This is a genomic window from Devosia sp. (genome assembly GCF_035944845.1).
GTDB lineage: Bacteria > Pseudomonadota > Alphaproteobacteria > Rhizobiales > Devosiaceae > Devosia_A.
On the sequence record NZ_DASZAW010000109.1, the window covers coordinates 60,324 to 71,841 of the forward strand.

Genomic DNA, 11,518 nt, shown 5'->3' on the forward strand with positions numbered 1-11,518 from the left:
TGGAGATGAGCGTGTTGCTGAGCCTCAGCCATGTCGGCAAGGACTACCCGCTGGCCCGGCGCGGCCCGTTTCAGCCCCGCCGCACGCTGCGTGCCGTCGATGACGTCTCGCTCGAGGTGGCAAAAGGCGAGACGCTGGGCCTCGTCGGCGAGAGCGGTTGCGGCAAGTCTTCGCTCGCCCGCCTCATCATGCAGCTCGAAGCGCCGAGCCAGGGCAGCGTTTCGCTCGACGGCATGGACCTCGCCAAGCTGGGCAAATCGGCACTGAAGCGAGCCCGCCGCGACTTCCAGATGGTGTTCCAGGACCCCTATGCCTCGCTGAACCCACGCATGAAGGCGCGCGCCATCATCGCCGAGGCGCTGCACAACTATGGCATGGGAACGGCCGCGGAGGTCGCGGCGCGGGTGGAAGAGCTGGCCCGGCAGGTGGGGCTTGGTGCGCATCTGCTTGACCGCTTTCCGCATGAACTGTCCGGCGGCCAGTGCCAGCGCATCGGCATTGCCCGCGCCATTGCGCTGAACCCGCGCCTGATCGTGGCCGACGAGGCGGTGTCGGCGCTCGACGTTTCGATCCAGGCGCAGATTCTCAACCTGATCATCCGGCTGCAAGCGGAACTGGGATTGACGCTGATCTTCGTGTCGCACGACATGTCGGTGATCGCCCATGTCGCCGATCGGGTGGCGGTAATGTATCTGGGCCGCATCGTCGAACTGGGCGACACCGATACGATATTCTCCCGCCCCCTCCATCCCTACACCCGCACCCTGCTGGCGGCGGTGCCGACACCAACGCCAGCCGCCCGTGGCAGGCGGACGGCGCCGGCCGGCGAAATGCCCAGCCCGCTATCGCCGCCCTCTGGCTGCCATTTCCGCACCCGCTGCGCCCACGCCACCGCACTCTGCGCCGAAGCGGCGCCGGCGTTGCGCGAGGTCGGCGGCCGCAGCGTCGCCTGCCATCACGCCCAGACGCTTTACCTGCCGACAGACGCACCAGAGGTCGTACATGCCTGAGCCGCTCGTTCTTCTTCCCGGGCTGCAGTCCGACCATCGGTCCTGGGTCAACCAGACCCGCTACTTCGAGAGCCTGCGGCCGGTCATCGTGCCGCAGCGGCACCAGCATTGCGACAGCATCGCCGCCATGGCCGAGCACGTGCTCGAGCAATTGCCGCCGCGCTTCCACCTGGCGGCCTGGTCTATGGGCGGCTACATCGCCTTCCAGTTGCTGCCGCAACTCGCCGGCCGCATGCTGAGCCTGACGCTGATCTCGACCTCGGCGCGACCGGAAGATCCGGCCAGCACGGCGCGACGCATCGAGATCCTCGAACTGGCGGAGCGCGAGGGCATGGCGGTGGCCAACCCCAGGACGATGTCGCAGGCCTGTCTCGATTTCGAGGCCCTCGACCCCGAGATCCGCGCCGGGCTGCGCGATGCGTCGGTGGAGCTGGGTTTCGAGGCCTATCGCGGCCAGCAGCAGGCGATCATCAATCGCCCCGACGCGCGGCCGATGCTGCGGCTGATCGACTGCCCGACCCTGGTGCTGGTGGGCGACAGCGACACCGTCACCCCGCCCGAGTGCGCCCGCGAGATCCACGCCGGGGTGCCGGGCTCTCGGCTGGTCACGCTGGAGCAATGTGGCCATTGCGCCCCGCTCGAATACCCCGCTCTGGTCAACGACATGCTGGGCGACTGGTGCCGGTCGCACGATCTGCCGACCCTGCGGCCCTTGTCTCTCAGTTCGAACTGAGCGGGGAAGCGTCGAGCCGCGCCGGATGTCAGGGCTTGACCACCGCCGTTGCCAGCCAGCGGTCTTTGCCCAGCCGTCGCTGCCGCGTGAACCCGGCCTGTTCGAACATCGCGAGGTTGCCATTGTGGAGAAACGACGCTGACACCGAGCGGCCTTCGGTGTCCTCGGGAAAGCTCTCGACCGTCCCGCCGCCCAGCCGGGCGATCTCGCCCAGCGCACCGGCCAGCGCTGCGGCGGCAACGCCGCGCCGGCGCTGCGTCTTGTCGACGAATAGGCAGGTGATGCGCCAATCCGCCCTCGGCGTCGGCTCCGCTTCATAGGCGCGCCGCGCCTTGATCCGCGGCAGTTCGGCCGGTGAGCCGAACTGGCACCAGCCCACGCAGATCTCGCCGTCGAACACCAATGCGGCGTGCGCCTCGCCACGCTCGACGCGGGCCTGCTTGTCGGCGCGATTCTGCCCCGGCGCCCGGCCCTTGCCGACACCCTCGGGGTGGAACGACATGCACCAGCAACCACCCCACACGCCGTTATTGCGCTCGACCAGCGCCGCAAAGGCCGGCCATGTGCTGGTGTCGAGCCGCTGCACCTTGAACCCCGCCATCGTGTTCCCCCGTTGACAACTCTGCCACCGTCGCGCTCATATGTGGGATCGATCTCATGTCGAGTTCCCATGGCGACGATTACCGACGTCTCGAAGAAGGCCGGCGTTTCCCGATCCACCGTTTCACGGCTGATCGCGGGCAATGGCTACGTCTCGGACGAAGCCCGGAAGGCCGTCGAAGCGGCCATCCAGGAACTCGGCTATCGACCCAATACCATGGCGCGCGGCCTTCGCTCCAACCGATCCGACATTATCGGCGGGGTGGTCGTCAACGTCTCGAGCCCGTTCTACGCCCAGATGATCGGTGGCATGCAGGAAACGGCGCGCGGCGCCGGCAAGAGCATCATCGTCGCCTCCGGCTACGCCGATCGTGACGAGGAAGCGCATGCCATCATCGAGCTGCTCGACCGTGCCTGCGACGGGCTGATTCTCTACCTCGAAAATGCGCTCCGCGATGACGTGCTGGAGATCATCGCCCGCTCCAGGACCCCGGTGGTCACCGTCGGCGGCAATGAGTGCCCGCCGGCCCGGGCCCGCGTCACCATCGACAACGTTACCGGGGCCGAGGCCGGCATGCGGCTGCTGCTCGAGGCGGGGCACCGTCACATCGCCTATCTTTCTGGCGGCACCATCTATCGCGATACCTACGAGCGCCTCAGCGGGATCGACGCGGCGCTGGCCGGGTTCGGGCTCAGCCGCGACGACATCTATGTCGAACATGGCAGTTTCTCGGAGACCTTCGGCCAGCAAGCGACGACGCGTCTGCTGCTCGATCGTCCACAGACCACCGCGATTTTCGCCGGCGACGACGACGTCGCGGCCGGCGCGCTGCTGGCGCTGAAAGCCGCCGGCAAGCGCGTCCCCGAGGAAATCTCGCTGCTCGGCTTCGACGACAATTTCCACGCCCGCCATCTGACCCCCGGGCTCACCACGGTGCGCCAGCCGGTCGACGAGGCTGGCCGCGTCGCCACTCGGCTCTTGCTCTCCATCCTCGATGGCGAACCCGTGGCCACGCCGATCATCACCATCCCCACCGAGCTGATCATGCGCCAGAGCGTCGGCCCGGTCCGGAGCCTCTCGCCGACGTCCCGCACTGCCGCGCCGGCGCTGACTGCCAGCTGACCCGAGCGAGACCAGGATCTCGCGACACACAAGGACTACGCCTCAGGAGCTTCTTCGACTGCAAACGGCTGATCGATATGGGATCGATCTCACAGGGAGAGACAAAGCCATGCACCGACTGCGTTTACTGACCCTTCTCGCCACCACGGCGCTTGCCGGCACCGCCCTTACGACCACCGCCGAAGCCGAGGTGATCATCCGCATCGCCCCGGTACACACCGATGCGCATGTCGAGAACTACAACCCCTACAACCTCACCGGCCCGCACGCCTATGTGCAGGATTTCGCCTATGAGCCGCTGTGGATCGACAATGTCTGGCATCCGGACAATGACTTTCCGGCGCTCGCCACCTCCTACGAGGTCGGCGCCGACCTGAAGAGCGTCACCTACCACCTGCGTGAGGGCGTCAAGTGGTCCGACGGCGAGCCGTTCACTGCCGCCGACGTGGTCTTCACCTTCAACTACGCCAAGGCGCACCTCGATTTCCCCATCGGCTACGACATCTACAGCGCCGAAAAGGACACCGGCTCGATCGTCGACGTGGTGGCGGTCGACGACTTGACCGTCCGCTTCGAGCTGAAGAGCGCCGACTCGCTGGCGCGGCTCAATATCGGCCCGGTCTTTCCGCTGCCCGAGCATATCTGGAAGGATATCGCCGACCCGGTGAACTACGCCAACCCCAAGGTGGTCGCGACCGGCCCCTTCACCGAGGTCCGCGATTTCTCGCGCAATGCCTTCAAGCTCTGCAAGAACCCGCTCTATCGCGAAGCGGCGGAGGTGAAGGTCGACTGCATCGAGTACCCGCAGCTTTCCGACAACCTGCAGGTCATCGCCGCCATCACCAATGGCGATCTCGACTGGGCCACCGACGGCATCACCGATCCCGAGATCACCTATGCATCGAAGAGCCCGGACAACCACTACTGGCTGCCGCCCGATGCCGGCACCAACCTCCAGCTCAACACCACCAAGGCGCCGTTCAACAACCTCGAGTTCCGCAAGGCCATGTCGATGGCCATCGACCGGGGCACGCTGGTCGATATCGCCACCTTCGGGCTCACCACGCCGGCCGAGTACCCGATCGGCGAAGGCATGTTCTACAAGGACTGGATCGATACCGCGGCGCTGGCGCCCTACCAGTACCTGATGCAGTACGACCCGGAGGCGGCCAAGAAAGTGCTCGATGACGCCGGCTTCGTCGACAAGGATGGCGACGGCTGGCGCGACAACCCCGATGGCACCCCGATCGCCTTCAAGATGGCGGTGCCGGCCGGCTGGGACGACTGGGTAAATACCCTGCAGACCGTTTCGGAAAACCTCCAGGACGTCGGCATCAACGGCGAGATGGAGACCCCCGAGGAAGGCGCCTGGTTCGACAACATCCCGACCGGCAATTTCGACGTCTACATCATGTGGACCAACCTGAGTTCGACCCCCTGGTTCACCTATTATTCGATGTTCAACCCGCGCTCGATGGTGCCCGGCACGCTCAACGAGCAGGCCATGCACCAGATGAAGATCCCGTGCATCGAGGCCGACCTCGCCGCCATCAGCGCCACCGCCGATGTTACCGTGCAAAAGGCAAAGATCACCTCGGTGATGACGCAGGTGGCCGAGAATCTGCCGGTCATCACGCTGTTCTCGAACCCCGCCTGGTACGAGTATTCGACCCGCAACTTTACCGGCTGGCCGGACGAGTCCAACGCCTGGGCCCGCCCCAACAACCCCGCCGGCATCCACGAACGGGTGAAGGTGCTGCTGAGCCTGACACCGGTGGCGAAGTAGGCTGAGGACTTCTGCCCCTTACCCCGCGGTGAGGGCCATCCGGCCCTCATCCGTTAACCTCTCCCCAGTGGGGAGAGGGGGCGATGGGGGCAAGGGCAGTGCGACATGCGTCCCCTCTCCCCGCTGGGGAGAGGGTCAGGGTGAGGGGCAGGACGGCATAAAATGGCATTCCTTCTACGCAGGCTGGGCTTCTATTTCGGGGCGTTCTTCGTCGCGATCACCCTCAACTTCCTGATCCCGCGGCTGATGCCGGGCGATCCGGCGACGCGAATCCTGTTGTCGCTGCGCGGCAAGCTCCGGCCCGACCAGATCGACGCCATCCGCAAGACCTATGGCTTTTCGGGCTCGCTGTGGGACCAGTACCTGCAATATCTCTGGCGCCTCGCGCATTTCGATTTCGGCATCTCGACCGTCAACTTCCCCGAGCCGACGGCTAGCCTGTTGTTCTACGCAGCCGGCTGGACCCTGGTCCTCGTCGGCGCCGCCACCGCGCTGTCCTTCGGCATCGGCATCACCATGGGCATATGGTCGGCCTGGCGGCGGGGCGGCTTCTTCGACACCTTCTTCACCCCGATCAATGTGATGCTCAACGCCTTCACCCCGGCGGTCGTGGCGCTGCTGCTCTGGTACGCCTTCACCATGCAGTGGCCGATCTTCCCGCTCGGCCGCGCCCACGAAATGAACCTCACCCCCGGCTTCAACCTCGAAACGCTGCTGAGCGTCGCCTGGCATGCCGTGCTGCCGGTGGCCTCGATCGTCATCGTCAGTTTCGGCGCCTGGCACCTGGGCATGCGCAACACCATGATCAACCTGCTCAACGAGGATTTCGTCCTCCTTGCCAAGGCCAAGGGCCTCTCCGACCGGCGTATCCGCAACCGCTACGTGGCGCGCAACGCCATCCTGCCGCAAATCACCTCGCTGGCGCTGTCGATCGGCTTCGTGCTGGGCGGCGCGTTCATCACCGAGGTGGTGTTCAACTATCCCGGGCTCGGCAAGTTCACCCTCAACGCCATCCAGACCCGCGACTATTCCTTCATCCAGGCGCAACTGATCCTGCTCACCATGAGCGTGCTCGTCGCCAACCTCGCCTCCGACGTGCTGAACATCATCCTCGACCCGCGGCTTCGTTCGGCGGGGAGGGCATGATGATGGGCTGGTGCTTGCTGACCTCCACCCCTGCCCCCTCCCCGCAAGAAGGAGGGAGACGCCAACACTGGCTTGGTGTGCGTGGGGCGAAGACTTGGGAGCGCAGGACACCCTCCCCCTTGCGGGGAGGGGGCAGGGGTGGGGGTCCACCGCCACCGGCCACGAGGTTCACCCCATGACCGACATCCTCCCCGCCATCGCCACGGCCGCCCCGCGGGCCGAGCTCACCGCCCCGACCCAGCGCGAACTGATGACCGAGCTCGGCGTCAAGCCGCGCTCGCGTCTCCTCGCCAAACTCCCCGGCTGGGCTCAACTGTTCGTCACCAACAAGAAGGGCATGGTCGGGCTCACCATCCTCGCGATCTTCGTGCTGCTCGCGCTGCTGGCGCCGCTGATCACCCCCTACGATCCCTATCGCCGTGCCGGCAAGCCGCATGTGCAGCCGGGGGTCGAGCACTTCCTCGGCACCTCGCGCCAGGGCAAGGACAATTTCAGCCAGTTGCTCGAAGGCAGCCGCTCCAGCCTCACCGTCGGCTTCATCGCCGGCCTCTCGGCCACCCTGATCGGCCTCGCGATGGGCATCTCCGCCGGCTATTTCGGCGGCAAGACCGACGAGGTGCTGACCTTCTTCGTCAATGTCTCACTGGTGCTGCCGGCGTTGCCCCTGATCATCGTGCTCGCCAGCTTCATCGAGGAGGCGTCGCCGACCGTAATCGGCCTCGTTCTTGCCTTGACTGGCTGGGGCTGGAGTGCGCGCACCATCCGTACCCAGACCCTGGCGCTGAAGAACCGGGAATTCGTGCTCGCCGCCGAGCTGATGGGCGAAAAGAAGTGGCGGATCATCGTCCGCGAGATCCTGCCCAACATGAGCTCGTTCGTGGTCGGCGGCTTCGTGCTTGCCACCATCTACGGCATCCTCGCCGAGGCGGCGCTCGAGTTCATCGGGCTGGGCAGTCCCAACTCGGTGACCTGGGGCACCATGCTCTACTGGGCCATGCGGGCCCAGGCCCTGCAGACCGGCGCCTGGTACGAAATCTGGCCCCCTGCCATCGCCATCATGCTGACCGGCGCGGCCCTCGTCATGGTCAACTTCGCCGTCGACGAAATCACCAACCCGCAGCTCGCTGCCACCCGCCGCATCGGCCCCATCCGCCGGTTCCTCAAGCGCCGCAACCGGAGTGCCGATTTTGTCTGACGCGATCGAAAAGACCGGTGCGGGCAAAAGGCCCCCTCACCCGCCGCTGCGCGGCGACCTCTCCCCCCAAGGGAGAGGTGAAGAGGGGCACGGCGGTGCCGCAGCAACACCTCTCCCTTGGGGGAGAGGTCGGCCCGAAGGGCCGGGTGAGGGGGCCTTTTTGGAGGCCGACGGCATCCATCGATCAAGCAGGAAGAACCCATGCTGACGCCTCCCCTGATCGAAGTCCGCAACCTCACCGTCGACTATGTCGGCGCCAACACCGTGTCGCGTGCCGTCAACGGCATCGACTTCGATATCCGCCCCGGCGAAGCTTTCGGGCTCGCCGGGGAAAGCGGCTGCGGCAAATCCACCGTCGCCTTCGCGCTGGCCCGGCTCACCCGCCTGCCCGGCCTCGTTTCGGGCGGCGCCGTTCGCTTCCTGGGCGAGGACGTGCTGAGCTTTTCCGCCGAGCGGCTGCGCCGCTATCGCTGGAGCGAAGTCAGCTTCGTCTTCCAGTCGGCGATGAACGCGCTGAACCCGGTGATCAAGGTCTCCGAGCAGATCGAGGACGCCATCCTCGCGCATCGGCCGAAGGCCAGCCGCGCTGAAACTCTGGCCCGTACCGCCGAACTGTTCGAACTGGTCGGCATCAGCCCGCGCCGCCTTGACGATTATCCGCACCAGTTCTCGGGCGGTATGCGCCAGCGCATCTGCATCGCCATGGCATTGGCGCTCGAGCCCAGGCTGATCATCATGGACGAGCCCACGACTGCGCTCGACGTGGTGGTGCAGCGCGACATCATCGAGCAGATCTGTGCGCTCAAAGCCCGCTTCGGCTTCTCGGTCCTGTTCATCACCCACGATCTCGGGCTGATGATCGAGTTCTGCGACCGGATCGGCGTGATGTATGCCGGCGAACTGGTGGAAGTGGCGCCGGCGAGCGCCATCCTCACCGCCCCGCAGCACCCCTATACCCGGGCGCTTGGCCGCTCGTTCCCGCCGCTCAGCGGGCCGCGCGTCCGCCTCGAGGGCATTGCCGGCTCGCCGCCCAGCCTCAGCGCCCTGCCCGAGGGCTGTCGCTTCTCGCCACGCTGCGGCGAGGCCATCCCGATCTGCGTGCGGCTTGCCCCCGAACTTCGCCCCACCCCCGCCACCGGAGGAGAAGCTGCATGTCATCTGCTGTCATGAGCGAGGCACCGATCCTCGAGATGCACGATGTCGATATGCGCTTTACGCTTGGCGGCCTCGTCGGCAAGCGCACCACGCTACGGGCGCTGTCGGGCATTTCGTTGAAGCTCACTCCCGGCCGCGCCCTGGCCCTCGTCGGCGAGTCCGGCTCCGGCAAATCCACCTGCGCCCGCATGCTGGCCCGCGTCTACGAACCGGCCGCCGGCGAGATCAGTTTCCGCGGCGCCGATATCGGCAGGCTTAGCGGCAAGGCGCTCACCGACTATCGCGCCCAGGTGCAGATGATCTTTCAGGATCCGTTCGGCTCGCTGAACCCGACCCAGACCATCGGCTACATCCTCGAGCGGCCGCTGCGCCTCCATCGGCCCGAGCTCAGCAGCAAACAGGTGCGGACCCAGAGCGAAGCCCTGCTCACCCAGGTCGGCCTCGTCCCGGCCCCGGAATATCTGAAGCGCCGTCCACATGAACTCTCCGGCGGGCAGCGCCAGCGTGTCGCCATCGCCCGAGCCCTCTCGGTGAACCCCACCGTGCTGCTGGCCGATGAGCCGACCTCGATGCTCGACGTCTCGGTGCGCCTCGGCATCCTTAACCTGCTCGATGACCTGAAGCGCGAGAAGAACCTCGCCGCGCTTTACATCACCCACGACATCGCCACCGCACGCTACTTCGCCGAAGACACTGCAGTGATGTATGCCGGCCACCTGGTCGAACAGGGTCCGAGCGAGGCGATCACCGACCACCCCCGTCACCCCTACACCCAGTTGCTCATCGCGGCGGTGCCCAACCCGAAAAACAAGATCAGCGGCGCTGCGGTGCGTCGTGCCACCGATATCCCGCTCTGGACCGCCGAAAGCCGCGGCTGCCCGTTTGCACCGCGTTGCCCGCGGGCCACCGACATCTGTCGCGAGATGATGCCCGACCCCACGCCCGTCGGCGACAGCCACATGGCGCGCTGCCACCACCTCTAGTTGCCACGACCTCTGACCGGACCTTCCAATGAACCAGCTTTTGGCGATCAACGCCCAGTATCCTGCGCTGTTCTCGAGCCGAGCCATCGCCACCAACCAGGTCGGCTACGAGGCGGCCGGCCCGAAATTCGCTGTCCTCGCCCTCGGTGGCGGTCCCGATTTCATCGCCCTACGGCTGCGTGATGCGGCGACCGGCGAGATCGTCTTCGAAACCACGCCCGCCGAGGCCACGGGCGTCGACAATTGGAAGCCCCAGCGCTGGCAGGGTGCCGAGTTCACCGCCTTCACCGGCACCGGCAGTTTCCTGCTCGAAGCCCTCGATGCCACGGGCGCCCGCCTCGTCTCGGAGCCGTTCGAGATCGCCGCCAAGCTCTACGCCGCGCGCTTCCCCGCCGCCTTGCTCGGTTATTTCCATAGCCAGCGCACCGCCGAGCCCTATCTCGGCGCCGACCGCGCCGTCGGCTTCATCGGCAACAAGCGCAACGCCCGCGCCGACGTGCATGGCGGCTGGTACGACGCCTCGGGCGACGTGTCGAAATACCTGAGCCACCTGAGCTATGCCAATTTCATGAACCCGCAGCAGACCCCGCTGGTGGTGTGGGCGCTGTCGAAGGCCGCGATCTGTCCGCATATCGATAAGCCGCTGCATGCGGACTTCCGCGCCGAGGCGCTGTGGGGCGCCGATTTCCTGGTGCGCATGTGCGATCCGGCCGGGATGTTCTACATGACGGTGTTCGATCGCTGGTCGGGCGAATCGGCGCAGCGCGAGATCTGCTCGTACTCAACGCAGAAGGGCCACAAGCACGACAGCTGGGAAGCCGGCTACCGCCAGGGCGGCGGCATGGCCATTGCCGCTCTCGCCCGCGCCGCCCGGCTCAAGCAGGACGGCGAGTTCACCGCTGCGCAGTATCTGGCGACCGCTGAGCGCGCTTTCGCGCATCTCGACGTGCACAACCTCGAGTATCTCGACAATGGCGAAGAAAACATCATCGACGATTACTGCGCGCTGCTCGCCGCCACCGAACTCAGCCGCTCAACCGGGAAGCCCGAGTATCTGGTCAAAGCCGGCGAACGCGCCACGAGCCTGCTCGACCGGCTGACCGGCGGCCATGGCTATGATGGCTGGTGGCGCGCCGATAACGGCACCCGGCCGTTCTTCCACGCCTCGGACGAAGGCCTGCCGATCGCCGCTTTGGTGGATTACCTCGCCATCGCTCCCGAGGCTGACAAGGCCCGCGTCTCCGTTGCCCTCGGCAAGGTGGTCCGCCATCTCGCCGGCATCACTGCCGAGGTCGCAAATCCCTTCGCCTACCCGCGCCAGCTGGTGCGGCGAAGCGATGGCGAGATCGGTACGCAGTTCTTCTACCCGCACGGCAATGACAGCGGCTACTGGTGGCAGGGCGAGAACGCCCGGCTCGGCAGTCTCGCCTATGCGCTGCGCCGCGCCATGCCGCATATCGATGCGGAAACCGCCGAACTTGCACGCGTCCAGTCGCAGCGGGCGCTGGACTGGATCCTCGGCCTCAACCCCTACCACGCGTCGATGCTGCAGGGGTTCGGCCGCAACTGGGCGATTTACGGGCCGACCAAATTCCCCAATGCCGATGGCGGCATCTGCAACGGCATCACCTCGTCGCTATCGGACGAAACCGCCATCGGCTTCTGCGAAACCGAGGACCCGTTCCAATCCTGGCGCTGGAGCGAGCAATGGCTCCCGCACGCAGCGTGGTTCTTGCTGGCGATGACGGAGTATTGAGCCTTTTCCATAGTCCGGTGCGGAAAGAGTA

10 protein-coding genes are annotated in these 11,518 nt (G+C 66.1%); 9 read left to right on the top strand and 1 reads right to left on the bottom strand.

The genetic code is table 11. From position 1 onward, the window contains the following. The first annotated feature begins 5 nt into the window (after positions 1-5). The gene (locus VGV07_RS21485; protein ID WP_326870782.1) at positions 6-1,010 is read left to right on the top strand and encodes an oligopeptide/dipeptide ABC transporter ATP-binding protein; all 1,005 of its coding nucleotides are present in this window, start codon (positions 6-8) and stop codon (positions 1,008-1,010) included. Next, the gene (locus VGV07_RS21490; RefSeq protein WP_326870783.1) at positions 1,003-1,743 is read left to right on the top strand and encodes an alpha/beta hydrolase; all 741 of its coding nucleotides are present in this window, start codon (positions 1,003-1,005) and stop codon (positions 1,741-1,743) included. Before VGV07_RS21485 ends, VGV07_RS21490 begins: the two co-directional genes overlap by 8 nt. A gap of 28 nt (positions 1,744-1,771) precedes the next feature. Here VGV07_RS21490 and VGV07_RS21495 read toward each other — a convergent pair whose 3' ends face one another. Beyond that, the gene (locus VGV07_RS21495; protein ID WP_326870784.1) at positions 1,772-2,344 is read right to left on the bottom strand and encodes a hypothetical protein; all 573 of its coding nucleotides are present in this window, start codon (positions 2,342-2,344) and stop codon (positions 1,772-1,774) included. Positions 2,345-2,413: 69 nt separating this feature from the next. On the opposite strand from VGV07_RS21495, the gene VGV07_RS21500 reads away from it, so the two are divergent. The 7 genes from VGV07_RS21500 (at position 2,414) to VGV07_RS21530 (ending at position 11,487) form a co-directional block, all read left to right on the top strand. After that, positions 2,414-3,466 (top strand): LacI family DNA-binding transcriptional regulator, encoded by a 1,053-nt coding sequence (locus VGV07_RS21500; RefSeq protein WP_326870785.1) that lies wholly within the window; start codon positions 2,414-2,416, stop codon positions 3,464-3,466. A 109-nt stretch (positions 3,467-3,575) separates the two neighbouring features. Then, positions 3,576-5,252 (top strand): ABC transporter substrate-binding protein, encoded by a 1,677-nt coding sequence (locus VGV07_RS21505; protein WP_326870786.1) that lies wholly within the window; start codon positions 3,576-3,578, stop codon positions 5,250-5,252. Between the two features lie 162 nt (positions 5,253-5,414). Beyond that, entirely contained in the window at positions 5,415-6,398 is a 984-nt protein-coding gene (locus tag VGV07_RS21510; RefSeq protein WP_326870787.1) for an ABC transporter permease, read from the top strand. A 175-nt stretch (positions 6,399-6,573) separates the two neighbouring features. Continuing rightward, positions 6,574-7,593, top strand: coding sequence for an ABC transporter permease (locus tag VGV07_RS21515; RefSeq protein WP_326870788.1), 1,020 nt, complete (start codon positions 6,574-6,576; stop codon positions 7,591-7,593). A gap of 204 nt (positions 7,594-7,797) precedes the next feature. Then, complete coding sequence (locus VGV07_RS21520; RefSeq protein ID WP_326870889.1) at positions 7,798-8,763, top strand: ABC transporter ATP-binding protein; 966 nt, start codon at positions 7,798-7,800, stop codon at positions 8,761-8,763. Then, positions 8,745-9,731: an ABC transporter ATP-binding protein gene (locus VGV07_RS21525; protein ID WP_326870789.1), complete on the top strand. Its 987-nt coding sequence runs from the start codon at positions 8,745-8,747 to the stop codon at positions 9,729-9,731. The genes VGV07_RS21520 and VGV07_RS21525 overlap by 19 nt, the downstream gene beginning before the upstream one ends. Positions 9,732-9,759: 28 nt before the next feature. After that, positions 9,760-11,487 carry a glycoside hydrolase family 9 protein gene (locus VGV07_RS21530; RefSeq protein WP_326870790.1) on the top strand — a complete coding sequence of 576 codons (1,728 nt, stop codon included), beginning with the start codon at positions 9,760-9,762 and terminating at the stop codon, positions 11,485-11,487. Positions 11,488-11,518: the final 31 nt, after the last annotated feature.

Bases quoted from the DNA above. Each gene is read 5' to 3' on its own strand.
- VGV07_RS21495 (WP_326870784.1), bottom strand. From the start codon at position 2,344: ATGGCGGGGTTCAAGGTGCAGCGGCTCGACACCAGCACATGGCCGGCC.
- VGV07_RS21505 (WP_326870786.1), top strand. From the start codon at position 3,576: ATGCACCGACTGCGTTTACTGACCCTTCTCGCCACCACGGCGCTTGCC.
- VGV07_RS21485 (WP_326870782.1), top strand. From the start codon at position 6: ATGAGCGTGTTGCTGAGCCTCAGCCATGTCGGCAAGGACTACCCGCTG.
- VGV07_RS21525 (WP_326870789.1), top strand. From the start codon at position 8,745: ATGTCATCTGCTGTCATGAGCGAGGCACCGATCCTCGAGATGCACGAT.
- VGV07_RS21490 (WP_326870783.1), top strand. From the start codon at position 1,003: ATGCCTGAGCCGCTCGTTCTTCTTCCCGGGCTGCAGTCCGACCATCGG.
- VGV07_RS21510 (WP_326870787.1), top strand. From the start codon at position 5,415: ATGGCATTCCTTCTACGCAGGCTGGGCTTCTATTTCGGGGCGTTCTTC.
- VGV07_RS21530 (WP_326870790.1), top strand. From the start codon at position 9,760: ATGAACCAGCTTTTGGCGATCAACGCCCAGTATCCTGCGCTGTTCTCG.
- VGV07_RS21515 (WP_326870788.1), top strand. From the start codon at position 6,574: ATGACCGACATCCTCCCCGCCATCGCCACGGCCGCCCCGCGGGCCGAG.
- VGV07_RS21500 (WP_326870785.1), top strand. From the start codon at position 2,414: ATGGCGACGATTACCGACGTCTCGAAGAAGGCCGGCGTTTCCCGATCC.